Below are 23,564 nucleotides of genomic sequence, written 5' to 3' on the forward strand. Positions count from 1 at the left end.
TCATGCATGCCCTGATCGTGTTCTGCCACCCCGAACCGCGCTCGTTCAATGGCGCCCTGAAGGACGTCGCCGTCGAGACTCTGCAGCGGCAAGGCTACCGTGTCGAGGTCTCGGATCTCTACGCCGAAGGCTTCGATCCGCTGGAGCGGCCTGGCCACTACGTCGAACGGGCCGAGCCCGAGACATTCTTCCCCCTCACCGAGCAGCGCAGCGCTTTTGAAGGCGGCACCCTGCCCGCCGACGTGAAGCGTGAGATCGAACGCCTGGAGCGCGCCGACCTGGTGATCCTGCAGTTCCCGCTGTGGTGGCACGCCCAGCCGGCCATGCTCAAGGGCTGGTTCGATAGGGTATTCGTCTACGGTGGGCTCTATTCGGGCCGCATGCGCTACGACCGCGGCCGTTTCCCCGACAAGCGGGTGATGCTCTCGGTGACCACCGGCGCCCCGGCGCCGACCTTCACCCGGCATGGCCGCAGCGGCCATATCGTGGCGCTGCTGTGGCCGATCCACTACTCGCTCTACTACCTCGGTGTCAGCGTGCTGCCGCCCCAGGTCTCCTACGGCGTGCAGGGCGGTGGGCTGAGCTACCAGGACGAGGCGACGTTTCGCCAGCGCCTGGAAGCCGAGAAGGCGGCCTGGGCGCAGCGACTCGAAGGTCTCGACAATGAGGCGCCGATCCCTTTTGCCGGCTGGGACGACTGGGATGAGCAGGGCGTGCTCAAGGCGGGGCATCCCGAGACCTGGCGGCTTTGAGTGCCTAAGCGAGACGTTACCAGGCCGTCACGAGTGCTACCGTAATGGCGGTAACGCTGCCGGGCGGCAATTCTCCTTGCCGCCCGGCAACACCGGCGAGCCTACTCGGCCGTCGCCAGCAGGCTGGCATTGCCCCCAGCGGCGGTAGTATCGATGCAGAGGTGACGTTCCAGCACGTAGCGCTCCGGCGAGATGGTCTGGGTCTCGAGCGAGACGATGGGGCCGTCGCGCTGGGCGAGGGCGAGGCGCAGGTCGCGGGTCCAGTCGCTGGCACCGGCAGCGGCCACCGCCGCGATGCCCCTGACCGCGGTCAGCGTCTCGGCTGCCACGCTGCCGTCGAATGCGGCGACGGGTGCCCCGGCATCGATCAGCGGCCGCACGGCCTGCGCCGCGCCAGGTGCGACGATCACCGCCGGGCAGCCCGCACCAAGCGCCTGCGCCGCCTGGGCGATGGCGATCTCGAGCGTCGGCCCCAGGCAGAGCACCGGGCCCTTCGGATAGAACGACAACCGGTTGCTCTCTCCCGTCGGTCCCGGCAGCGTATGCGGCGTCATGTCCAGGGCCGCGGTCTCGGCGAGCGCCTTGCGGATCACGCCACGCTTGCCGGAAAGCGCCTTGCGCAACACCTCGACCCGATCGGGTCGCGCCGCCCAGTTGCGTGCATCCAGGCCATCGATGGCCGACTGGAGCTCGCCGAGCGCCACGGCGTCGCCCTGGGGCGTTTCGTGGCGCTCCGCGGCAGCGGTGCGGCGGAAACGATTGACGTAGAGGGGACCGCCGGCCTTGGGCCCGGTGCCCGAAAGGCCCTCGCCGCCGAAGGGCTGGGAGCCGACGATGGCACCGATCTGGTTGCGGTTGACGTAGATATTGCCGACATGGATGCGTTCGACGATCTGCTGCACGCGGTCGTCGATGCGGGTGTGCAGGCCGAAGGTCAGCCCGTAGCCCCTGTCGTTGATCGCGTCGACCACCCTGTCGATGTCGCGCGCCTTGAAGGTGGCCATGTGCAGGACCGGGCCGAAGATTTCACGCTCGAGGTCCTCGATGCCGCCGACCTCGACCACCGCCGGGCTGACGAAGGTACCGCTATTCGGCGCGGGCAGCTTCTTCAGTACCTTGCCGGCCTCTTCCTGTGCCGTCACGTAGGCGCCGATGCTGTCCTGCGCCTCGGCGTCGATCACCGGTGAGACGTCGGTGTCGGTGTTCCACGGGTCGCCGATGACGAGCGCGTCCATGGCGCCATCGAGCATCGTCAGCAGCCGGTCGCGCGCCTCCTCCTGGACATACAGCATCCTGAGCGCGGAACAGCGCTGGCCGGCCGACTGGAAGGACGAGATCAGGATGTCGCGCACCGCCTGCTCGGTCAGTGCCGTCGAGTCCACGATCATGGCGTTCAGCCCGCCGGTCTCGGCGATCAGCACCGCATCCGGGCCCGCGTTCTGCGCCAGGGCCTTGTGGATGATCTGCGCCACCTCGGTCGAGCCGGTGAAGCAGACACCGGCGATCCGCGGATCGCTGGTCAGCGGCCCGCCCACCGTCGGCCCATCGCCGGGCAGCAATTGCAGCGCCGCCTCCGGCAGGCCGGCTTCGCGCATCAGTTCCACGGCACGCGCGGCAATCAGTGGCGTCTGCTCGGCGGGCTTGGCAATGACCGCGTTGCCGGCCGCCAGCGCCGCGGCGATCTGGCCGGTGAAGATGGCGAGCGGGAAGTTCCACGGGCTGATGCAGACGAAGATGCCGCGGGCGTCGCCGGGCTCCTCCATCTCCAGCCGCTCTATCTCGCAGGCATAGTAGCGCAGGAAATCCACCGCCTCGCGCACCTCGGCAATACCATCGAGGATCATCTTGCCGGCTTCCCGCGTGGTGATCACGGTCAGTTCGGCGATGTGTTCCTCATAGAGATCGGCAGTTCGGCGCAGCACCTCGGCACGTTCGGCCACCGGCCGTACCGACCAGTCACGGAAGCCATCCTCGGCAGCATCGAGCGCGGCAGCCACTTCGGCCGGGGTCGCCTCATGCACCTTGCCGACCACGCGCGTGCCATCGGCCGGGGACACGGCATCGCGGGCCGGCCCCTGCGGCGGCGGGCTTCCGGCGAGCATGGGGCCGGCGGTCCAGGTCTTGTCGGCGAACGCCTCGCGCGCCGCCAACAACGGCAGGATCGAGGCTGGCTCGTTGATGCGGAAACCGCGGGAGTTCTTGCGCTCGGGTGCGAAGAGCTCGCCGGGCGGGACGATCGACGGGCTGGCGATGGCGTCGCCCAGTCGCTGCATCTCGGTGACCGGGTCGCGCGCGACCTCGCTCGAGGGAATCGAGCTGTCCACCACCTGGTTGACGAACGAGGAGTTCGCCCCGTTCTCCAGCAGGCGGCGCACCAGGTAGGCCAGCAGGTCGCGGTGTGCGCCGACCGGTGCGTAGATACGGCAGCGTGTGCCCTCGGTCTGCTTGACGATGTGGTGCAGCGACTCGCCCATGCCGTGCAGGCGCTGGAACTCGAAGCTCTCCTTGTCGTCGCCCGCCATGGCGACGACGGCGGCGCAGGTATGGGCGTTGTGGGTAGCGAACTGCGGGTAGATGCGGTCGCGACGGTCGAGCAGCAGCTGGGCGCAGGCCATGTAGCTGACATCGGTATTGACCTTGCGGGTGAAGACCGGGAAGGTCGCGACGCCCATCTCCTGGGCCAGCTTGATCTCGGTGTCCCAGTAGGCGCCCTTCACCAGCCGCACCATGATCTTGCGGTCGAGCCGCTCGGCGAGGTCGTAGAGCGTCTCGATCACCGGCGCGGCGCGGCGCCCGTAGGCCTGCACCACGACCCCGAAGCCGTCCCAGCCGGCGAGGCTGGGGTCGGACAACAGCGCCTCGATCACGTCGAGCGACAGCTCCAGCCGGTCCTGTTCCTCGGCATCGATGTTGAAACCGATATTGGCCTTGGCCGCCTGACGGGCCAGTTCCAGCGCGCGCGGCACGAGTTCATTCATCACCGTGTCGCGGTGGGTGTATTCATAGCGCGGGTGCAGCGCCGAGAGTTTGACCGAGATGCCAGGGCTCGAACGCACGTCGCCCTTGGCCTGCTCGGCAATGGCGGCAATTGCCCTGGCGTAGGCCTGGTGATAGCGCACGGCATCGGCGTCGGTACGCGCCGCCTCGCCCAGCATGTCGTAGGAGTAGGTGTAGCCCTGCTTCTCGAGTTCGCGGGCATTCTTCATGCCCTCCTCGATGGTCTGGCCAAGTACGAACTGGCGTCCGAGGATCTTCATCGACTGGCCGACCGCGGTGCGCACCACCGGCTCGCCCATGCGACGCACCAGGCCACGCAGCGCCCGCACCGGGCCCTTGGGGTCGTCCTCCAGCACCTTGCCGGTCAGCATCAAGGCCCAGGTCGAGGCGTTGACCAGCGACGACGAGGACTTGCCCAGGTGCGCGCCCCAGTCGGACGGCTCGATCTTGTCGTGGATGAGGTCGTCGATGGTCTCCGCGTCGGGCACGCGCAGCAGCGCCTCGGCCAGGCACATGAGCCCCACGCCCTCGGCAGTCGAGAGCCCGTATTCGGCCAGGAACGCCTCCATCATCGTGGGCGACGTCTCCTTGCGCACACGTTCCACATAGTTGGCGCCGACGGCGGCCACCTTGCGGCGGTCGTCCTCCGACAGCCTGATGCGCTCGGCAAGCCCATGCAGCACTTCTGCTTCGTCGGCCGCATAGTTGGCGCGGACGCGTGCCCGCGCCTCGCTCACGGCGCCATGGTGGCGCAGGGTAACTTCACTCATGGTCGATCCTCTTGTCACCCGGCGCCCGGCATCGGCTCGCCGGTTCGGATGCAGTCGTACTTGTCGAAAGGCTATCTAACGCCGAATGGCCTAGTCGGCACCGACATTCGATTCAACCTCGTTTCAACGACGCTGAAATATCAGTCTAGGAGACGTGGCGACGTTCACCTTGCTCCTGGCCATCGGACCGCCGGAAGCGCGTCACCCGATAAGGCTCGAGGTCCAGCGCTGGTCTCTCACCCATCACCAGCGCCGTCACGAGTTCCGCCGTGATCGCCGCCTGGGTCAGCCCCAGATGCTGGTGACCGAAGGCAAAGTGAATCGTCGGATAGTCGGGATGGGTGTCGATGACCGGCAGCGAATCGGGCAGCGTCGGGCGGAAGCCCATCCACTCCGTTGGGGCATCGAGCCCCGTTGCATCCGCCAATAGCCGGCCGGTATGGCGGCATAACGACGCATAACGGCGCTTGACCGGTGCCAGCGAGAGCCCCCCGAGCTCGGTGAAGCCGACTACCCGCAGGCCGCAACTCATCGGCGTCATCACGCAGCGGCGCTCGGCGGAACCGACCGGCTGGCGCAGCGCCTGCCCTCGCCCGGGCAGGGTCAGGTGGTAGCCACGCTCGGTTTCCAGCGGCACCTCGAGATCCAGACTTTTGGCAAGGTGATGACTCCAGGCGCCGGCCGCCACCACCACTTGGTCAAAGGTCAGGTTCCCTTCGGGCGTTTTCAGCGTCACACCGTTGGACGCGGGCACCAGGCGCTCGACCCGGGCGCGGCGTATCTCGCCTCCCCGGGCCTCGAATGCCTGCGCCAGTCGACGCACCAGAACGAGCGGGTCGCGCACCTGATGGGCGTTGGGGAAAAAGAGGCCATGGCTCAGTCGTCGCGACAGCCCTGGCTCGCGCGTGCGGAGCTGCTCCGCCTCGAGCCACTCCACCTCGTACCCCCAGCGCTGCAGGTGCTCCATCTGGCGCCTCGCCTCGACGCGTCCCCGGTCGGACTCCCAGACCAGCAGGTAGCCCGAGGCCACCAGTTCCTCCTCGGCGCCGATATCGGCCAGACAGCGCCGCCAGGCGGCCACGGCCGCCCCGTTGAGGGCCGCCAACGCCTGGCGGCCCTGGGTCACCTGGGCGGGACGTGCCGCGGCAATGAAGCGCGCCAGCCAGGGCAGCAACTTCGGCAGGTAGCGCAATGGCAACGCCACGGCGCCGTGGGGATCCAGCCAAAGACGCGGCGCCTTACGCAGCATCGTGGGGGTCGACAACGGGTCGATCAGCTCAGTGGCCAGGAAGCCGGCATTGCCGGAGGAGGCTCCCTCCCCCGGCCCCTGGGGATCCAGCACCGTCACCGACAGGCCGCGCTGCTGGAGGGCCAACGCGGCGGTCACGCCCACTACGCCGGCGCCTACCACAGCGGCACGGGTGCCAGTGTCAGCCTGGTTCATTCACGCTCCTCCATGGCCGGCACGACGCCCCGTGCGCTAACGCGCCAGGCGCTCCACCAACGGCTGAATGGCCACGTCGCGCGGTTCGCCGTCGAAGTCGTCTTGAATCAGTTCTGCCGCGCGCCGCTCGAGGTAGCGACCCGAACCTTCGACCTCGGCGATGCGCTCGATGGCGGCCAACGATTCGATCAGTTGCGGGGTCAGGCGGTCGAGCACCGGGCGCACCTCCTCGGCGAGATCGGGCGGATCGGCAAAGGTCGAGCGTCCCTCTTGCAGCCATTGATGGTGCAGGCGCCGCTGGACCTGCTTGCTGGCTTCGAACTGCTTGTCGAAGAAACGCCGGGCGAAGTCCTCGTCGACGCCGGCCGCTTCGGCATCCTCCGTCACCTGATCGAGAATCTGCGCCTCACGCTCCGGCGCCTCGATGGGCGCGCCGCTGTTCCACTTGGCCTGGGCCACCAGCGGCGCCACGTCGAGGCGTTCGTCGATCATCACCAGCATGCGGTCGATGGCCGCCTTGTCCTCGTCGGGCGGCTCCGGCGGCTGCATCTGGCAACCTGCCAGCAGTAGCAGAGCCAAGGCAATGACGAGAAAGCGTGCGGGATGAAGGAGGGGCACCTTACGCAACGACATGACGATCCTCACCTGGTTGTTGAAGATGGCTGCTGAAGACGATTGTCGGGAAATCCGAGCTAGAGTGTGGCAGGAAAAACCCAACTTGGCCCAGCCGCCTTTCCTGGGCCGCCCCGATTGGGCTCAACGCTCCTGCTGGGATTCCCGCCACTCCTCGGCAGCTTCTTCCACGCCGGGTTCATCGCCGCGGTTACGGGCCCCCTGGCGGTAGGCTTCCTCCTCACGTACGTCATCGATCACGGTCATCAGCTCGCCTACGTCCACGGCGCTGGTGTCATGCTCGAAGCAGCCCGTCAGTTGGCTTTCCGGGTGCAGCTCACCGGCCTCATAGAGCGCCCAGATTTCCTTGGCATAGTCGGTGCCGAGCAGCTCGGGGGCGAAGCGACCGAAATAGCGGCGCATGTTGTCCACGTCGCGCTCGAACATCATCTCGGCACTGTTGTTACCGGCGGCGTCCACTGCCTGGGGCAGGTCGATGATCACCGGGCCGTCGGCGGCCAGCAATACGTTGAACTCGGAAAGATCGCCGTGGATCAGGCCGGCGCACAGCATTTTTACCACGTCGCGAATGACCTTGGCGTAGTACTCACGGGCCTGCTCGGGGCTCAGGGTCACGTCGTCCAGGCGCGGAGCGGTCAGGCCCTCGGCATCGCTGATCATCTCCATCAGCAGCACACCGTCGATGAATCCGTAGGGCTGTGGCACCCGGACATCCGCCGCCGCCAGCCGGTAGAGGGCATCGACCTCGGCGTTGAGCCAGGCCTGCTCCTGCTCCTTCTGGCCGTAGCGAGTCTTCTTGGCCATGGCCCGCGAGCGGCGGCTGTTGCGTTCGCGGCGGCCCTCCTGGTACTGCACCGCCTGCTTGAAGCTGCGCTGTTTCGCCTCCTTGAAGACCTTGGCGCAGCGACGCTCCCCGTGGGAGCGAACCACGTAGACCTGGGCCTCCTTGCCGCTCATCAGCTGACTCTCGACCGCCTCGATCAGGCCGTCATCGACCAGTGGCTGCAATCGCTTGGGTACTTTCATGCTCCCCCTTCTCTCTCAGCAGCTTAGCGGCTGACACGCCGGGCGCGGAACGAGCGCCCCTTGAGTTTCCCCGTGCCGAGCTGGGCAAGCGCCGCCTTGGCGACCTCGCGCTGCACGGCCACGTAGGCGCTGCGCTCCAGCACCTTGATCTTGCCCACCTGGGCACCGTCGATGCCACCATCGCCGGTCAGTGCGCCGAGGATATCGCCGGGGCGCACCTTCTGCTTCTTGCCGCCGTCGAGCTGCAGCGTCGCCATGTCGGGCAGGAAGGGCTCCCGCGCCAGCACGTTGCGTGGCGGCAGCGGCGCCTCCTCGAGCGGCTCGCCGAGAAATTCGGCCAGCCGCTCCAGCCGATAGGCTTCGCGCTCGGTGACGAGGGTGCAGGCGATGCCGGAGCTGCCGGCACGGCCGGTGCGCCCGACACGATGCACATGCACCTCGAGTTCACGAGCGATCTGATAGTTGAATACCGCATCCAGTGCTTGGATATCCAGTCCGCGTGCCGCCACGTCGGTCGCCACCAGGATGGAAGCGCTGTGGTTGGCGAACAGGATCAGGATGCGGTCGCGGTCACGCTGCTCCAGGTCGCCATGCAGCGCCAGGGCACTGAAGCCCGCTTCACAGAGGGCATCGGCAATCTCCTGGGTTTCGCGCCGGGTGTTGCAGAACACCACGCTTGCGCGCGGCCGATGCAGCAGCAGTAGCCCACGCAGGGCCGAGAAGCGCTCCGATTCGTCCGCCACCCGGTAGACGCGCTGGCGTATGGTGCTCTCGTCATGGGTTTCGGCTACCGCCACCTCGGCCGGATCACGCATCAGTTTCTCGGCGATGCGCCGGATCTCGTCACTGTAGGTCGCGCTGAACAGCAGGGTCTGACGTTCGACCGGCGTCTCGGCGACGATCGCCTCCATGGTGGCCTGGAAGCCCATGTCGAGCATGCGGTCGGCCTCGTCCAGCACCAGGGTCTCCAGCGAAGCGAGATCGAGCGAGCCCTTGCGCAGGTGATCCTCCACCCTGCCGGGAGTACCCACCACCACATGCGCGCCATGCGCCAGCGAGGAGAGCTGCGGGCCCATGGGGGCACCACCGCACAGGGTCAGGACCTTGACGTTGGGCAGGCTGCGCGCCAGCCGCCGGATCTCGCCGGCCACCTGGTCGGCCAGCTCTCGGGTCGGGCAGAGCACCAGCGACTGGACCTGGAAGCGCGTCACGACGAGACGTGACAGCAGCCCCAGGCCGAAGGCTGCGGTCTTGCCCGAGCCGGTCTTCGCCTGAGCGATCACGTCCTGTCCCGAGAGCATCGGCGGCAGGCTCCGGGCCTGGATAGGCGTCATGGCCTGGTAGCCGAGCGAATCGAGATTGGCCAGCAACTCTGGCGCCAGCGGCAGCGAGGCAAAGGCCCCGTCGTTGGGAGAATCGGACACGGAAAAGACCTGCGAGAAATTGAGCGGTGCCGAGGCGGCAAGCAAGCGAAGCGGGAGTGCCGGAAGGCACGAGCCGAGGGTAAAGGAAGGCGGGCAGAATAGCAGAAAAAGTGAGGCGATGTCTCACTATCGGCAGTTGCGGGTCAGCAAGTGCTCACTGGGGCGCAGCGGCAGGTTGAGCCGGCACAGCGCATGGCACCGTGCCGGTCCGTCATGGTGTGAGTCGAGTGGTCTCGCCAGGCCTGGTCAGGAGGATGACAAGGCGGGCTCGACCATCGCCTGCCGCGGCGCTTCCATACGCTCCTCCCAACCACCGGCCAGCGCGCGGTAGAGCCCCACCAGGGCGGTGGCGGCACGCACGTTGCTCTGGGCCAGGCCATCCTCGGCCTCCAGCCGCGAACGCTCGGCATCGATCACCTCGAGGAAGTCGACCACGCCGACCTCGAAGCGTACTCGTGCCTGGCGAGCCGCCTCGGCACTGGCTTCGGCAGCCGCCTCCAGATGCTCGCGCTCGCGCAGCGACTGGGCATAGCGGGCGAGTGCCGTCTCGGCCTCCTCCAGCGCCTGCAGCACGGTCTGCTCGTAGCGCGCCAGGTTGGCTTCGGCGTCGGCATCGGCGGCGGCCATGCGCGCGCGCACCCGGCCGCTGTCGAGGAACGACCAGTCGACGCCCAGCGCCACCAGCCGCGTTTCGCTGTCGCGGCCGAACAGGTCGCCGGTACTGGCGGCCTGGGTGCCGAGCAACCCACTGAGGGTGAAGCGCGGGTAGAGATCGGCGGTGGCCACGCCGATGCTGGCGGTGGCGGCGTGCAGGCGCCGCTCCGCCGCGGCGATGTCCGGACGGCGGCGCAGCAGTTCGCCAGGCAGCCCCACCGCCACCCGCTCATGCAGCGCCGGTAGCGGCGCCGGTGCTTCCAGCCGAGCGATCAACGCGCCGGGCTCGCGACCGGTCAGCACTGCCAGGCGATAGGTGACGGCGGCGATCTCGCCTTCGAGCGCCGGGATGCGCGAGAGTGTGCTTTCCAGCTGCGCCCGGGCGCGCACGCTGTCGAACTCGGTGCCGCGCCCCGCCTCGAGCCGGGCGTCGACCAGCGCCAGCGACTCACGCTGGTTGTCGGCGTTGGCCCGGGCCACGCGCAGCTGCTCCTGCAGGCCGCGCAGGCGCACGTACTGGTCGACCAGCTCGCCGACCACGACCACCTGCATGGCACGCACATCCGCCGCCGAAGCCTCCGCTTCGGCCTGCTGGGCTTCCACGGCTCGCCGTACGCGGCCGAAGAAATCGAGCTCCCACAGCGCGGCGATGCCGGCGTCATAACTTTCGTAATCCCGCTGCGAGCGCGTCGCCTGCGGCATCTGGTCGGCGCTGGCGCGCTGGTGGGCGGCGCCGGCCTCGGCAGTGACGCTGGGCGCCAGGTCGCGGCGCGACTGGCGCAGCAGTGCCAGGCTGCGGTCGTGGCGGGCCAGGGCGATGCGCAGGTCGTGGTTAGCGTCGAAGGCTTCCTCGACCAGCTCGGTCAGCAACGCATCGTCGAAACTGCGCCAGAAGTCACGCTCGACGGCCTCCGCGGTGACGAGTTCCGGCTCGGCGCGCACCAGGGCGGCGGGCTCCGGCAAGGCCGGCGCACGGTAGTCGGGTCCCACCGCACAGGCGGCCAGCGCCAGCGTCAACGGCAACAGCGTCAGATTACGCATGCCACGTTTATGCAAGCCCAGTTTATACATGGCCAGTTTATGCATGATAGGAGCCCTCCATGGGCTGCGCGGGTTCGGCCTGCTCGGGCTGCCCGCGGGTGACCAGCTTACGCAGGGCGACGTAGAACACCGGGGTCAGGAACAGGCCGAACAGGGTCACGCCGAGCATGCCGGTGAACACCGCCGTGCCCAGCGCCTGGCGTACCTCGGCGCCGGCACCGCCGGCCAGCATCAGCGGCACCACCGCCGCGGTGAAGGTGATCGAGGTCATGATGATCGGGCGCAGGCGCAGGCGGCAGGCTTCCAGGGCCGCCTCGACGATGCCGCGCCCCTGTATCTCGAGCTCGCGGGCGAACTCGACGATCAGGATGGCGTTCTTGCACGCCAGGCCGATCAGCACCACCAGCCCCACCTGGACGAAGATGTTGTTGTCGCCACCGGTGAGCTTCACGCCGATCAATGCCGAGAGCATGCACATCGGCACGATCAGGATCACCGCCAGCGGCAGCGTCCAGCTCTCGTAGAGCGCGGCCAGCGCCAGGAACACCAGCAGGATGGCGAGCGGGAACACCACCAGCGCCGCCCCGCCCTGGTTGACCTGCTGGTAGCTCAGGTCGGTCCACTCGAAGGACATCCCGGCCGGCAGTACCGCCGGAGCGAGCTGCTCGACCACCTCGATCGCCTGGCTCGACGACAGCACCCGCGGGTCGGCCTCGCCCATCAGGTCGGCGGCCGGGTAGCCGTTGTAGCGGATCACCGGGTCGGGACCGAAGGTCTGGTCGATGCGGATCATGCTGCCGATCGGCACCATCTCGCCGTAGGCGTTGCGGGTGCGCAGTCGCTCGATGTTCTCCACCTCCATGCGGTAGTCGCCGTCGGCCTGGGCCATCACCTGCCAAGTGCGGCCGAAACGGTTGAAGTCGTTGACGTAGACCGAGCCGAGGTAGACCTGCAGGGTCTCGAACAGGTCGGTCAGCGCCACGCCCTGGGTCTTGGCCTTGACCCGATCGACGTGCAGGTCGAGCTGTGGCACGTTGGACTGGTAGGAGGTGATCGGGTAGCCCATGCCGGGCGCCTGCATCAGCGCGCCGCTGAAGCCGTCGACGGCCTGCTGCAGTTCACCGTAGCCCAGCCCGGCGCGATCCTGGATGAACAGCGAGAAGCCCGACCCCGAGCCGATGCCGAGGATGGCCGGCGGGGTGAAGGCGAAGCTGAACGCCTCCTGCATGGCACCGAGCTTGCCGTTGAGTTCGGCGACGATCTCGTCGGCGCTGCGTGAGCGCGACTCGAACGGGTCGAGACCGAAGAACACCGTGCCGGTGTTAGGCGTATTCGTGAACTGCAGCGGGTTGAGCCCGGGGAAGGCCACCGCCGAGCTCACGCCTTCGGTCTCCAGCGCCAGCTCGGTCATGCGCCGAATCACCGCTTCGGTGCGGTCGAGCGAGGCACCTTCCGGCAGCTTGGCCCCACCGATCAGGTACATCTTGTCCTGGGTGGGGATGAACCCGCCCGGTACCATCTGGAACATCACCCCGGTGCCCGCCAGCAGCAGCGCATAGACCGCGAACACCGCGCCACGCCGGCGCAGGCTGCGCGCCACACCGCCCTGGTAGCCCTTGGAGCTGGCATTGAAGAAGCGGTTGAACGGGCGGAACAGCCAGCCGAACAGGAAGTCGATCAGCCGCGACAGGCGATCCTTGGGCGCATCGTGTGGCTTGAGCAGCAGCGCGGCGAGCGCCGGCGACAGCGTCAGCGAGTTGATCGCCGAGATCACCGTGGAGATGGCAATGGTCACCGCGAACTGGCGGTAGAACTGTCCGGTCACACCTTCGAGGAAGGCCATCGGCACGAATACCGCGCACAGCACCACCGAGATGGCGATGATCGGCCCGCTCACCTCGCGCATGGCCTGGTGGGCCGCCGCCAGCGGGGCCAGCCCCTCCTCGATGTTGCGCTCGACGTTCTCCACCACCACGATGGCGTCGTCGACCACGATGCCGATTGCCAGCACCAGGCCGAACAGGGTCAGGGTGTTGATCGAGAAACCGAGCAGGTAGAGCACGGCGAAGGTGCCGACGATCGACACCGGCACCGCCAGCAGCGGGATCACCGAGGCGCGCCAGGTCTGCAGGAACAGCGTCACCACCAGCACCACCAGCAGCACCGCCTCGAGCAGGGTCTTGATCACCGACTTGATCGAGTCGCGCACGAACACCGTGGGGTCGTAGACGATGGTGTGCTCCACCCCCTCGGGAAAACGCTCGGCCAGCTCGTCCATTTTCTCGCGTACCGCATCGGACAGGGCGATGGCGTTGGAGCCGGGCGCCTGGAAGATGCCGATGGCCACCGCCTGTTGATTGTCGAGCAGTGCGCGCAGCGAATACTCGGCGGCGCCGAGTTCGATGCGTGCCACGTCCGAAAGGTAGGTGATCTGGCCGTCGCTGCCGGCCCTGACCACGATGTCGCCGAATTCCTCTTCGGTGGTCAGGCGCCCCTGGGCATTGATCGAGACGAGGAAATCCGACGACGACGGTGTCGGCGGCGCACCGAGCTGGCCGGCCGAGACCTGCACGTTCTGCTCACGGATCGCGGCGATGATGTCGCCGGCGGTGAGCCCGCGGGCGGCGGCACGGTCGGGGTCGATCCACACCCGCATGGCGTAGTCACCGGCGCCGAACAGCATCGCCTGGCCCACCCCAGGCAAGCGCGCCAGCTCGTCGCGCACGTGCAGCGCCGCGTAGTTGCGCAGGTAAGTGCTGTCGTAGCGGCCATCGGGCGAGATCAGCTGCGGCACCATGGTCAGGTCGGGCGACTGCTTGTCGGTGGTCACGCCCTGGCGGCGCACCGCTTCGGGCAGCCGTGCCAGCGCCTGGCTGACCCGGTTCTGTACCTGCACCTGGGCCTCGTCCGGGTCGGTGCCGGGACGGAAGGTCAGCGTCATCGCCAGCACCCCGTCGGAACCGGCCACCGACTTCATGTACATCAGGTTCTCGACCCCGGTGATCGCCTCTTCCAGCGGCGTGGCCACCGTCTCGGCGATCTCCCTGGGGTTGGCGCCGGGATAGACCGCCCGCACCTGCACGGTCGGCGGCACCACGTCGGGGTATTCGCTGACCGGCAGCAGCGGGATGGTGATCGCCCCGGCGATGAATATCAGGATCGACAGCACCGCGGCGAAGATCGGCCGGTCGACGAAGAACTTGGCGAAATCCATGACAAGACTCCCTCCCGGCGCGGAAAGCCACGTCCGCGCCGAAGATGTCGTTCAGGGGTTTATGACGTTTGTTATGTCACATCGGTGATGTGGAGCCTGGTCCGGTCAGCGTGTGGCGGCCAGTTCGTTGCCGCCCTCGGTCTGGCCGCGCATGTCGACGCTCTCCGCCGCCACCGGCATGCCGGGGAAGAAGATCCGCTGGGCACCATTCACGACCACCTGATCACCGGGCTCGAGACCGGCGGCGACGACACGCAGTCCATCGGCCATGCGCCCCAGCTGCACGTCGCGACGCATGGCGCGGCCCTCCTCGTCGACCACGTAGACGTACTTGCGGTCCTGGTCGGTGAGTACCGCCTTGTCGTCGATCAGCAGGGAGCCCTCCGCCTCCCCCGCCAGCAGCTGCACGCGTGCGTACATGCCCGGGGCGAAACGGCCCTCGCTGTTGTCGAGCACGGCACGGGTCAGGATGGTGCCGGCCTCGGCATCGAGGTGGTTGTCGACGAAGTCGACCTCACCGCGGTAGGGGTAGCCCTCGTCATTGGCCAGGCCCACACGCACCGGTATGCCACCCTCGCGAAAACTGGCCTGGCTGCCGTTGCGCGCCATGGCGTCGTAGTGCAGATAGGCCCGCTCGTCGCTGTGGAAGTGCACATGGACCCGATCCAGGGCGACGATACGAGTCAGCGGCGTGTCCTCGGAAACGAGGTTGCCCGGAGTGACCATCGCCCTGCCGGCACGTCCGGCGATGGGCGCACGCACTTCGGTGAACTCCATGTTGAGCCGGGCCGTCTCGGCGATGGCCTGGGCAGCCAGGATGTCGGCCTCGGCGGTGGCCGCCGCAGAGCGTCGCTGGTCCAGTTCCTCGCGCGAGATCGAGCGGCTCTGCGCCAGCGCCTCTGCCCGAGCGGCTTCGCTGCGTGCCAGCTCGGCCCGCGCCCGGGCCCGCTGAAGCTCGGCCTCGGCGCGTTCCAGCTCGGCGCGATAGGGGCGCGGGTCGATGATGAACAGCACGTCGCCCTTCTCGACTTCCTGGCCTTCGGTGTAGTGGATGCTGTCGATGTAGCCCGACACGCGCGGGCGCAAGTCGACCGTTTCCACCGCCTCGATACGGCCGGTGAAGGCATCCCACAGCTCGACGTCCTCGACCAGCACCTGGGCCACACTGACCTGGGGCGGCGGCGGGCCCTGCTGAGCCCCTTCCTCCTGGCCTCCATCCGCCAGGCTATCGCAACCCGTCAGAACGATGAGTCCGGCAACCATGGCGGTGACCATGAAGAGTTGCCGACTCCCTCGACTCCCGAACATCTTGTGGACGTTCATTGTTTCTTTTCTCCCAAGTGCAAAGTAGCCGCTTGCATGTCACGGAAACACTGCACAAATGCCTGCGCGAGCGAATCGCTGCGTTGCGCGGTGCTCGGAATCCTCACATATAACCCATATGCTCCGGTTCCTGTGCTCCGTGCGCCTTGCGCTTCATCTCGCTCGTCGACTTGTTCAGCGCTTCCTTAGCCGCGACCGGCAGGCTTTCGCCAAGATTCCGTTTTTCTTAACTCTTTTATCTGACGTTATTAATATCGTTCGACGGCGTAATTAATCGACAACGAAAAATTTTCCGAACGCCACGATATAGTGTTACCGGTCACTTGATTAGTCGGGCCGACAGGGAAATACTGTCCCGTTGACGGGACAGTCACCGTGCAGCCGTTCTCGTCTTTCTTCCCGCAGTGTTTCCCCTGACATTGCATGCACGGCACAGGACAATAACCATGCTGCAAGATCTCAACGACGCCCTGATCTTTGCCAAGGTCGTGGAGCAGGGCAGCTTCAGCGCCGCCGCCAAGCAACTTCGTCTTGGAAAGACGACGGTCAGTCGCAAGGTACAGGACCTGGAGCGGCACCTCGGTGCCCGGTTGCTGAACCGCACCACTCGCAACCTGAGCCTGACCGAGGCCGGTGCCATCTACTTCGACTACTGCAATCGCATCGCCCGCGACCTGGGCGAGGCGGAAAAGGCCGTGCAGCATCTCGAAGAGAGCCCACGCGGCTGGCTACGAGTAACCGCCCCCTTCACCCTGTGTACCGAATTCACCTCGGTACTGATCGAGGACTTCCGCAAGCTCTATCCCCAGGTGCGCATCGAGCTGGTGCTCTCCAACGAGCGTCTCGACCTGGTGGCCGAGCAGATCGACGTCGCCCTGCGCGTCGGCCCCCTGCCCGACTCCTCACTGATGGCCCGTACGCTGGCGCGCTACCGCTCCTACGTCTATGCCAGTGAAGGTTACGTGGCCCGCTACGGTGAACCGCGCCACCCCTCAGAACTCGTTGGCCTTCCCGCCCTGGCCAGCAGCAAGGATCGGCGCGGGCAGCGCTTCCTCTGGCACCTGCGCCATGCGCAGAGCGGCGAAGCGATCGAGGCCGAGGTCGATCCCGTGGCCATCGCCAACGACCCCTTCGTGCTGCGCAACCTGCTGGCCGACGGCCAGGGCATCATGCTGGCCAGCGAGTTCGTCGTCTGCCTTGGCCCGGCAACCGAGCGCCCGCGGCGAATCCTGGAGGAGTGGGAAGGTCCCGAGACGGAGCTGCACGCCGTGTTCCCCGGCGGCAGCCTCATCTCGCCCAAGGTACGCACTTTCGTCGACTTCGTGGTGGAGCGCATGCACATGAAACTGCAGACTCCCGCCTGGCAGCCACCAGTGCATGCCGCAGAGCCCGAGGAAGATAAAGCGCTGGCCTAATCCGGCAGCACCGCTTCTGCCTCGATCTCGATCAGCCACTCCGGCTCCGAGAGCCCGCTGACGATCACCCAGGAGGTTGCCGGCGGCGACTGGGGGAAACGCGAGCGCAGCGCCTGCACCACGCCCTCCTGATCGTAACGGGCGGGCTCGGCGATATAGATGCGCAGCATCACCACGTGAGACAGGTCGCCTCCCAGCGTGCCGAGTATCGCTTCGATGTTGTCCAGCGCGGCGAAGGTCTGGCCCTCGAGGTCGGGGCCAACCAGGCACTCGTGGGCATCGACACCGACCTGCCCCGAGAGATGTACGCGATAGCCCCCCTTCACCATCACGGCCTGGCTGAAACCGTACTGCAGCGTATTCGGCAGTCCACGCGGGTTGATGGCTTCCCGTTGCACACCTTTCATACCTCCCCTCCTTTCGCCAAGGGTTGTGATTGACTCAAGGCGCCACGTCCAGCGGCTTTCCATGTCGGCGCTCGGTGTCCTCCCCGGTATCCAGCCCCAGGAAACCACCCGACTGGCGGCGCCACAGCGAGGCGTAAAGCCCGTCACGCGCCAGCAGCTCACGGTGGGTACCGCTCTCGACGATTTCTCCCTCGTCGATGACTACCAGTCGGTCGAGCATGGCGATGGTCGACAGCCGGTGCGCGATGGCGATCACCGTCTTGCCCACCATCAGCGTGTCGAGCTGCTCCTGAATGGCGGCCTCGACTTCGGAGTCGAGCGCCGAGGTGGCCTCGTCGAGCACCAGGACCGGCGCGTTCTTGAGCAGCACCCGGGCGATGGCGATGCGCTGGCGCTGCCCCCCGGAAAGCTTGACGCCGCGCTCGCCGACGTGAGCATCCAGACCGCGGCGACCTTCGAGATCCACCAGCTCATCGATGAAGGTATCGGCGTGGGCACGGCGTACCGCCTCCCGGATCTCCTCCTCACTGGCATCGGGGCTGCCGTAGCGGATGTTGTCGCGCACCGAGCGATGCAGCAGCGAGGTGTCCTGGGTGACCATACCGATCTTCCGGCGCAGCGACTCCTGGGTAACCCGGGAGATGTCCTGGCCATCGATCAGGATGCGCCCGCCCTCGAGGTCATAGAAGCGCAGCAGCAGATTGGCCAGGGTCGACTTGCCGGCCCCCGAACGTCCGATCAGGCCGACCTTCTCGCCCGGCGCGATGTTCAGCGTGAAGCCATCGAACACCCGATTCGTCTCACCATCCGGGCGGGCGTAGCCGAAGCGCATCGCTTCGAAGCGAATCTCGCCGCGAGGAACCGTGAGCTCGGTGGCATCGGGCGCGTCCTTGATCGTCGGCTCCTGGGCAATGGTGTTGATGCCGTCCTGCACCGTGCCGATGTTCTCGAACAGTCCCGCCACCTCCCACAGGATCCAGTTGGACATGAAGCGAATACGCATTACCAGGGCGATGGCCACGGCGATGATGCCAAGCGATACGGCCCCGAGGTACCAGGCACCGATGGCCACCGCCGCCACCCCAGCCAGCAGCAGCGAGTTGAGCAGGGTCAGGCTCACGGTGAGCCCGGTGGCCAGACGCATCTGGCGATGCACGGTGACCATGAACTGCTCCATGGCATCGCGGGCATAGGCCTGCTCGCGCCGGGTATCGGCAAACAGCTTGATGGTCTGGATGTTGCTGTAGCTATCGACGATGCGCCCGGTCATCACCGCACGTGCATCGGCCTGGGCCATGGAAACCCGCCGCAAGCGCGGTACGAAGTACCACAGTATCGCCACGTAGCCGGCCAGCCACACCAGCAGCGGCAGCATCAGCCAGGGTTCGGCCTGGCCCATCAGCAGCATGGCGCCGGCGAAATAGACCAGCACGTAGACCATCAGGTCGAGCATCTTGGTGACCGTCTCGCGGATCGCCAATGCCGTCTGCATCACCTTCTGCGAAACGCGCCCGGCAAACTCGTCCTGGTAGAACGCCAGGCTCTGGCTGAGCATGTGGCGGTGCGCCATCCAGCGGCCGAGCATGGGATAGTTGCCGAAGATGCCCTGGTGCATCACCAGCGACTGCAGCAGGGTCAGCAGCGGCAAGCCGATCGCCACCAGTGCCGCCATGCCGGCCAGGCGCCAGCCGTACTCGGTGAAGAACCCCTCGCGCTCGGCATCCGAGAGCCAGTCCACCAGGTCGCCCATGTAGCTGAAGAACATCACCTCGGCGGCCGAGACCAGCGCCGTCAACAGCGCCAGCGCCGCCAGCAGCGGCAGCAGCGGCCGCGAGAAGTGCAGGACGAAGGCGATGAGCCCCCGCGGCGGCGTCCCGGTCTGCCCCGAGGGATAGGGGTCCACCAGCGTCTCGAAGTAACGGAACATGACAACTCCATCGTCAAGAAAACTTAGGAAACAGCAAGTCTGGAGCTTCCCGAATATGCTCCAGACTGGCTGACAGAGTGCAGGCTAAAACCTAAACTTAAATTGAGGTCAAGAGAGTCGTTGGAAAAATTTTGCAAAAAGAGCTGAATACCATACGAGCCTTGCGAGTGGATGCAAAATCAAACCTGGTGATTCTTTTCATCAATGGCGCTTATATATGAAGCTCAAACTACGAGGGTAGGTACCATGACTTGCCAGACACCTGGCGAAGCGCTAAAAACGCCTCCTCAGCCAAACTCAAGGAGACGGAAGATGCCGGCCCACCTCCAGCGTGACCTCAGTGTTGGCGAAGTCGCGAAGCGCAGCGGCCTGGCGGTTTCCGCCATTCACTTCTACGAAGCCAAGGGGCTGATCAAGAGCCGCCGCAACGCCGGCAATCAGCGGCGTTTCTCCCGCGACGTGCTACGCCGCGTGGCGATCATCAAGGTCGCTCAGCGTACCGGCATCACCCTGGCCGAGATTCGTAACGCCTTCGAAGCGCTGCCGGACTTCCGGGCTCCCACCGCTGCCGACTGGCGGCGTCTCTCGGCGAATTGGCGGCACGCTCTGGACGAGCGGATCACCCGCCTCGCCCATCTGCGCGACCAGCTCGATCACTGCATCGGCTGCGGTTGCCTGTCGATGGGGGATTGCCCGCTGCGCAACCCAGAGGACGAACTGGCCGCCGAGGGCACGGGGCCACGCCTGCTCGATCCCGATTGACTTACCGCCTGCCTCGGCATCGTTTAACCGTTCGTTAACCGTTCAGCTACGTCTCCTTCGGGAGCTGCTATCTTGGTGGGAGCCACGGAGAGAGCTGCCATGCACGATACCCTCGTCCTCTACACCAATCCCATGTCTCGCGGGCGCATCGCCCGCTGGATGCTGGAAGAGGTCGGTGCCCCCTACCGCACCGAAAACCTTCCCTACGGCCCGGCGATGAAAGCACCCGGCTACCTTCTCATCAACCCCATGGGCAAGGTCCCGGCACTGCAGCACGGCAATACCGTGGTGACCGAGTGCGCCGCCATCTGCGCCTACCTGGCCGACGCCTTTCCCGCCGCCGGCCTGGCCCCGCCACTAACCGAGCGCGGCGCCTACTATCGTTGGCTGTTCTTTGCCGCCGGCCCGCTGGAGGCCGCCATGACGGACCGCGACCTGGGCATGGAACCCAATGTCGAGCAGCAGGGCCGTGTGGGCTACGGCACCATCGAAGCGGTGCTCGAGACCTTGGAGCAGGCGCTGAGCGAGCACGAGTACATTGCCGGCCCCCGCTTCACCGCGGCCGATGTCTACCTCGGCTCGCACATCGGCTGGGGGCTGCTGTTCGGCAGCCTGGAATCGTGCCCGGCCTTCGTCGACTACTGGTCGCGGGTCAGCGATCGCGATGCCTATCGGCGCGCCACTGCGCTCGACGACCAGGCCATGGCCTAGGTTTCAACCGATACCCTCTGCACCGCAGGTCACTGCGTCTCGTAGGGACGCGCCCAGAGGTCGTCCGGCTGATGGCGGCCGAGAATTTTCTCTGCCCCGTCTTTCGAGGTATCCGGCACGATCACCTTGATCTGGTGCGCCTCCTTGTCGAAATAGAGCTTTTCGCGCGGGAAGCCCTCCGAGATCAGCTCATCGTAGGCGTTGGTGGCCTTCATCAGGTCATGGTAGGTCGCCGTTACGGTCAGGGTCATGGCACCCTCCTTCTTTCGTGGCAACTGGTCTCGTGGCAACTGGGTTGGGAGAAGCCGTGTGCAGGCTTGTCCTCGTGCGCCTCAAGTATAGTACCTGTCATTGCATGGGCCGGGTTTGTCGCCGCCTCCAGGTCGCCGGGGGCAAGCTGGTTTCACGACGAAAGGCCCGGCTGAAGGCCGCTTCCGATTCGTAGCCGACCTCGAGGGCGATCGATGCCACCGAGGCGCGGGTCTGGCGCAGCAGGCCAGCGGCAACCTGCATGCGCCACTTGGCGAGGTAGTGCATCGGGGCGTGTCCGGTAAAGCGAGCGAAACGCTCGTGTAGCGCGGAGCGCGACAACCCGGTGCAAGCGGCGAGTTTGTCGATCGTCCAGGCATCACCCGGCCGCTGGTGCAGCAATGCCAGAGCGCGACCGACATGTCGATCCTGCAGGCCGGCCAGCCAGGTCGACTGCCCTTCCGGCATCGTTTCCAGGTATCGGCGCACCAACTCGACGAACATGGCCTCGCTGAGCCGTTCGAGCAGCGCTTCGCCCCCCGGTCGCTTATGGATCGATTCAGCCAGGGCGAAGCGAATGAAGTGGGCGATCCAATCGTCGTCGTCCTGCCTCGCGGGCACATGCAGCAGGTGCGGCAGACTGTCCAGAAGGGGGTTGAAGGGGTTGGCATCGCAGCCGAAGAAGCCACACACCAGGGTAGCGCTGTGCCGCTCCTGCTCGGGATCCAGGCGCGACATCCGCATCGAGCTGCCGCGCTGGCTGGCGAAATAGGGCAACTGCTCGGGGCGCGGAAGAGCGTAAGGACTGAGATCCACCTGGCCTCGCATGCCGGGCTCACTCGACATCACATGCGGATCACCGCGAGGGAAGATCACCACGTCCCCTTCGTGCAGGGCCACCGGCGGTTCGTCGACGACCGATGCCCAGCAGCTACCGTGGGTCAGCACATGATAGGCCATCACATGCTCGACACCCGGCATGATCAGGTCGGCGATTTCTATCGCCGAGGGCGATTCGCTGACCCAGCGAGTATCGCCTTCGACGTGATAGAACACCGCGCCGCGTAGCCGTACGCAGCGTAGAACAACCGACAACGTGTCCTGGCTCATGCCTGCCCCGCCCAGGGCCGATGAGATGGCAGCGCGCGCCCTGTCTGAAGCAGTATCGGGGACGATGCCGCCAATCGCCATGCCGGAATCGGATTTCGGAGCAATTCGTCTGGAGTCCCAGTCAGTCACGCAGAGTGACAAGAATCGATACTGGCTTACGTCGCAACAACATTCATGACAACTGCAGACGTAAGCAAGGAGAAGCACCATGCAATCCCTGACCTACCGCAGCCTGGACGGCGAACTCGCCTCGCTATCCTCCGAGCAGGTCGAATCGTTTTCCCAGCACATCCGCGGCGGCGTGCTAACCGCTGCCGATAACGAATACGAGCCAGCGCGCCGCGTCTGGAATGGCATGGTCGATCGCCACCCCGCCCTCATTGCCCGCTGCCTGGGTACCCAGGATGTGCGCCATGCGGTCGATTTTGCCCACCAGCACCGTATGCTGCTCAGCGTGCGCGGTGGCGGTCACCACATTGCCGGCAATGCCATTGCCGACGGCGCCCTGACGATCGACCTCTCACCGATGCGCCACGTACGGGTCGATCCCGACCAGTGTACCGCACGCGTTGGCGCGGGTGCCTTGCTGGGTGACGTCGACCATGAAACCCAAGCCTTCGGCCTGGCCACGCCACTCGGCATCAATTCCACCACCGGAGTGGCTGGCCTGTGCCTGGGCGGCGGTTTCGGTTGGCTGACTCGCCAACATGGCCTGACCGCAGACAACCTGCTCTCCGCCGATATCGTGACCGCCGACGGCGAGTTGCGCGTCGTCTCGGCCACTCAGGAGCCGGAGCTGTTCTGGGCCATTCGCGGTGGCGGCGGCAACTTCGGCGTGGTCACCTCTTTCGAGTTCCAGCTACACCCCGTGGGGCCTGAGGTCTATGCCGGCCTGGTCGTGTTCCCCTTCGCCCAGGCCAAGCAGGTGCTGCAGGCCTGGCGCGACTTTGCCGCCAACGCCCCCCGCGAATTCAGCATATGGACGGTGCTGCGCCAGGCGCCTCCGCTGCCCTTCCTGCCCGAGTCGGTGCACGGCAAGGAAGTCGTGGTGTTCGCCCTGCTGCACCACGGCGATATCGCCACGGGCGAACGCCTGGCCACGGAGGTACTCGGCTTCGGCGACCCGCTCGGTAGCATGCTTGGCCCCCAGCCCTACGCCGGGTTCCAGACCGCATTCGACCCACTGCTGGCACCGGGCGCCAGGAACTACTGGAAGTCCCACAACTTCGTCGAGGTCAGCGACGACCTGATCGACGCCGTGATCCAGGGAGCGGCGACGCTGCCCGGCCCCGAGTGCGAAACCTTCATTGCCCAATTGGGAGGTGCCATGGGCGACGTGGACGAGACCGCTACCGCCTACGCCGGGCGCAACGCCAATTTCGTGATGAACGTGCATGGTCGCTGGCAGGACCCGGGGCAGGATGACACCGTTCGCGATTGGGCACGGCAGGTGTTTCGCGACACCACACCGTTTGCCACCGGCGGCGGCTACGTCAACTTCTTCACCGAGGATGAGGACGGCCGCGTCGACAGCGCCTATGCGCAAAACTACCTCCGGTTGCAGCAGCTCAAGCAGCAGTACGATCCCGACAACCTGTTCCGCGTGAACCAGAACATCGCCCCGATGGAGCTGGCCCGTTCAGCCTGACCCACCTGGCCCGCCATCGCGGGCCAGGCCTCTCTTTGCTCAACCACCGTCGGCTTG

17 protein-coding genes are annotated in these 23,564 nt (G+C 66.4%); 5 read left to right on the forward strand and 12 right to left on the reverse strand.

All coding sequences use genetic code 11. The features are described from left to right. Positions 1–2: 2 nt before the first annotated feature. Positions 3–752: an NAD(P)H-dependent oxidoreductase gene (locus ACUY1T_RS06400; RefSeq protein ID WP_446021120.1), complete on the forward strand. Its 750-nt coding sequence runs from the start codon at positions 3–5 to the stop codon at positions 750–752. A gap of 101 nt (positions 753–853) precedes the next feature. Here ACUY1T_RS06400 and putA read toward each other — a convergent pair whose 3' ends face one another. The 8 genes from putA to ACUY1T_RS06440 all read right to left on the reverse strand — a co-directional run bounded on the left by putA (position 854) and on the right by ACUY1T_RS06440 (position 15,263). Further along, complete coding sequence (gene putA / locus ACUY1T_RS06405) at positions 854–4,519, reverse strand: bifunctional proline dehydrogenase/L-glutamate gamma-semialdehyde dehydrogenase PutA (RefSeq protein ID WP_446021122.1); 3,666 nt, start codon at positions 4,517–4,519, stop codon at positions 854–856. A gap of 145 nt (positions 4,520–4,664) precedes the next feature. Then, positions 4,665–5,963, reverse strand: a complete 1,299-nt coding sequence (locus tag ACUY1T_RS06410) for an NAD(P)/FAD-dependent oxidoreductase (protein ID WP_446021123.1) — start codon at positions 5,961–5,963, stop codon at positions 4,665–4,667. Positions 5,964–5,999: 36 nt separating this feature from the next. Continuing rightward, positions 6,000–6,596, reverse strand: coding sequence for a gamma subclass chorismate mutase AroQ (gene aroQ / locus ACUY1T_RS06415; RefSeq protein ID WP_446021124.1), 597 nt, complete (start codon positions 6,594–6,596; stop codon positions 6,000–6,002). A 123-nt stretch (positions 6,597–6,719) separates the two neighbouring features. Next, complete coding sequence (locus tag ACUY1T_RS06420) at positions 6,720–7,622, reverse strand: PA4780 family RIO1-like protein kinase (RefSeq protein WP_446021126.1); 903 nt, start codon at positions 7,620–7,622, stop codon at positions 6,720–6,722. A 23-nt stretch (positions 7,623–7,645) separates the two neighbouring features. Continuing rightward, on the reverse strand, positions 7,646–9,046 hold the full coding sequence (dbpA, locus tag ACUY1T_RS06425) for an ATP-dependent RNA helicase DbpA (protein ID WP_446021128.1): 1,401 nt from the start codon (positions 9,044–9,046) through the stop codon (positions 7,646–7,648). Between the two features lie 246 nt (positions 9,047–9,292). Then, complete coding sequence (locus ACUY1T_RS06430) at positions 9,293–10,786, reverse strand: efflux transporter outer membrane subunit (protein WP_446021129.1); 1,494 nt, start codon at positions 10,784–10,786, stop codon at positions 9,293–9,295. Then, complete coding sequence (locus tag ACUY1T_RS06435; RefSeq protein ID WP_446021131.1) at positions 10,779–13,955, reverse strand: efflux RND transporter permease subunit; 3,177 nt, start codon at positions 13,953–13,955, stop codon at positions 10,779–10,781. The genes ACUY1T_RS06430 and ACUY1T_RS06435 overlap by 8 nt, the downstream gene beginning before the upstream one ends. A 105-nt stretch (positions 13,956–14,060) precedes the next feature. Continuing rightward, positions 14,061–15,263 (reverse strand): efflux RND transporter periplasmic adaptor subunit, encoded by a 1,203-nt coding sequence (locus tag ACUY1T_RS06440; RefSeq protein ID WP_446021599.1) that lies wholly within the window; start codon positions 15,261–15,263, stop codon positions 14,061–14,063. A gap of 461 nt (positions 15,264–15,724) precedes the next feature. Between ACUY1T_RS06440 and ACUY1T_RS06445 the strand changes: the two genes are divergently transcribed. After that, positions 15,725–16,693 (forward strand): LysR substrate-binding domain-containing protein, encoded by a 969-nt coding sequence (locus tag ACUY1T_RS06445; protein ID WP_446021132.1) that lies wholly within the window; start codon positions 15,725–15,727, stop codon positions 16,691–16,693. Here the strand turns inward: ACUY1T_RS06445 and ACUY1T_RS06450 are convergent. Then, complete coding sequence (locus tag ACUY1T_RS06450) at positions 16,690–17,100, reverse strand: RidA family protein (RefSeq protein ID WP_446021133.1); 411 nt, start codon at positions 17,098–17,100, stop codon at positions 16,690–16,692. The two genes, ACUY1T_RS06445 and ACUY1T_RS06450, sit on opposite strands and share 4 nt — an antisense overlap. A gap of 34 nt (positions 17,101–17,134) precedes the next feature. Then, a complete protein-coding gene (locus tag ACUY1T_RS06455) occupies positions 17,135–19,027 on the reverse strand; it encodes an ABC transporter ATP-binding protein (protein WP_446021134.1) in 1,893 nt (630 codons plus the stop codon). Positions 19,028–19,339: 312 nt separating this feature from the next. Between ACUY1T_RS06455 and soxR the strand changes: the two genes are divergently transcribed. Together soxR and ACUY1T_RS06465 are read left to right on the forward strand one after the other, a co-directional pair. Next, the gene (gene soxR, locus ACUY1T_RS06460) at positions 19,340–19,789 is read left to right on the forward strand and encodes a redox-sensitive transcriptional activator SoxR (RefSeq protein WP_446021136.1); all 450 of its coding nucleotides are present in this window, start codon (positions 19,340–19,342) and stop codon (positions 19,787–19,789) included. Between the two features lie 99 nt (positions 19,790–19,888). Next, on the forward strand, positions 19,889–20,500 hold the full coding sequence (locus ACUY1T_RS06465; RefSeq protein WP_446021138.1) for a glutathione S-transferase family protein: 612 nt from the start codon (positions 19,889–19,891) through the stop codon (positions 20,498–20,500). A gap of 29 nt (positions 20,501–20,529) precedes the next feature. Here the strand turns inward: ACUY1T_RS06465 and ACUY1T_RS06470 are convergent, their stop codons facing one another. Both ACUY1T_RS06470 and ACUY1T_RS06475 read right to left on the reverse strand, forming a co-directional pair. After that, positions 20,530–20,751: a hypothetical protein gene (locus ACUY1T_RS06470; RefSeq protein ID WP_446021139.1), complete on the reverse strand. Its 222-nt coding sequence runs from the start codon at positions 20,749–20,751 to the stop codon at positions 20,530–20,532. A 97-nt stretch (positions 20,752–20,848) separates the two neighbouring features. Then, on the reverse strand, positions 20,849–21,859 hold the full coding sequence (locus ACUY1T_RS06475; RefSeq protein WP_446021141.1) for a cupin domain-containing protein: 1,011 nt from the start codon (positions 21,857–21,859) through the stop codon (positions 20,849–20,851). Between the two features lie 208 nt (positions 21,860–22,067). Between ACUY1T_RS06475 and ACUY1T_RS06480 the strand changes: the two genes are divergently transcribed. Then, entirely contained in the window at positions 22,068–23,507 is a 1,440-nt protein-coding gene (locus ACUY1T_RS06480; protein WP_446021142.1) for an FAD-binding oxidoreductase, read from the forward strand. Positions 23,508–23,564 lie beyond the last annotated feature (57 nt).

This window comes from Billgrantia sp. Q4P2 (assembly GCF_052806135.1).

Excerpts from the sequence above, each read along its gene's own strand:
- ACUY1T_RS06430 (WP_446021129.1), bottom strand. The coding sequence starts at position 10,786 with ATGCATAAACTGGCCATGTATAAACTGGGCTTGCATAAACGTGGCATG.
- ACUY1T_RS06480 (WP_446021142.1), top strand. The coding sequence starts at position 22,068 with ATGCAATCCCTGACCTACCGCAGCCTGGACGGCGAACTCGCCTCGCTA.
- ACUY1T_RS06475 (WP_446021141.1), bottom strand. The coding sequence starts at position 21,859 with ATGAGCCAGGACACGTTGTCGGTTGTTCTACGCTGCGTACGGCTACGC.
- ACUY1T_RS06410 (WP_446021123.1), bottom strand. The coding sequence starts at position 5,963 with ATGAACCAGGCTGACACTGGCACCCGTGCCGCTGTGGTAGGCGCCGGC.
- ACUY1T_RS06455 (WP_446021134.1), bottom strand. The coding sequence starts at position 19,027 with ATGTTCCGTTACTTCGAGACGCTGGTGGACCCCTATCCCTCGGGGCAG.
- aroQ (WP_446021124.1), bottom strand. The coding sequence starts at position 6,596 with ATGTCGTTGCGTAAGGTGCCCCTCCTTCATCCCGCACGCTTTCTCGTC.
- ACUY1T_RS06435 (WP_446021131.1), bottom strand. The coding sequence starts at position 13,955 with ATGGATTTCGCCAAGTTCTTCGTCGACCGGCCGATCTTCGCCGCGGTG.
- ACUY1T_RS06445 (WP_446021132.1), top strand. The coding sequence starts at position 15,725 with ATGCTGCAAGATCTCAACGACGCCCTGATCTTTGCCAAGGTCGTGGAG.
- putA (WP_446021122.1), bottom strand. The coding sequence starts at position 4,519 with ATGAGTGAAGTTACCCTGCGCCACCATGGCGCCGTGAGCGAGGCGCGG.
- ACUY1T_RS06450 (WP_446021133.1), bottom strand. The coding sequence starts at position 17,100 with ATGAAAGGTGTGCAACGGGAAGCCATCAACCCGCGTGGACTGCCGAAT.
- ACUY1T_RS06420 (WP_446021126.1), bottom strand. The coding sequence starts at position 7,622 with ATGAAAGTACCCAAGCGATTGCAGCCACTGGTCGATGACGGCCTGATC.
- ACUY1T_RS06470 (WP_446021139.1), bottom strand. The coding sequence starts at position 20,751 with ATGACCCTGACCGTAACGGCGACCTACCATGACCTGATGAAGGCCACC.
- ACUY1T_RS06465 (WP_446021138.1), top strand. The coding sequence starts at position 19,889 with ATGCACGATACCCTCGTCCTCTACACCAATCCCATGTCTCGCGGGCGC.
- ACUY1T_RS06400 (WP_446021120.1), top strand. The coding sequence starts at position 3 with ATGCATGCCCTGATCGTGTTCTGCCACCCCGAACCGCGCTCGTTCAAT.
- soxR (WP_446021136.1), top strand. The coding sequence starts at position 19,340 with ATGCCGGCCCACCTCCAGCGTGACCTCAGTGTTGGCGAAGTCGCGAAG.
- ACUY1T_RS06440 (WP_446021599.1), bottom strand. The coding sequence starts at position 15,263 with ATGTTCGGGAGTCGAGGGAGTCGGCAACTCTTCATGGTCACCGCCATG.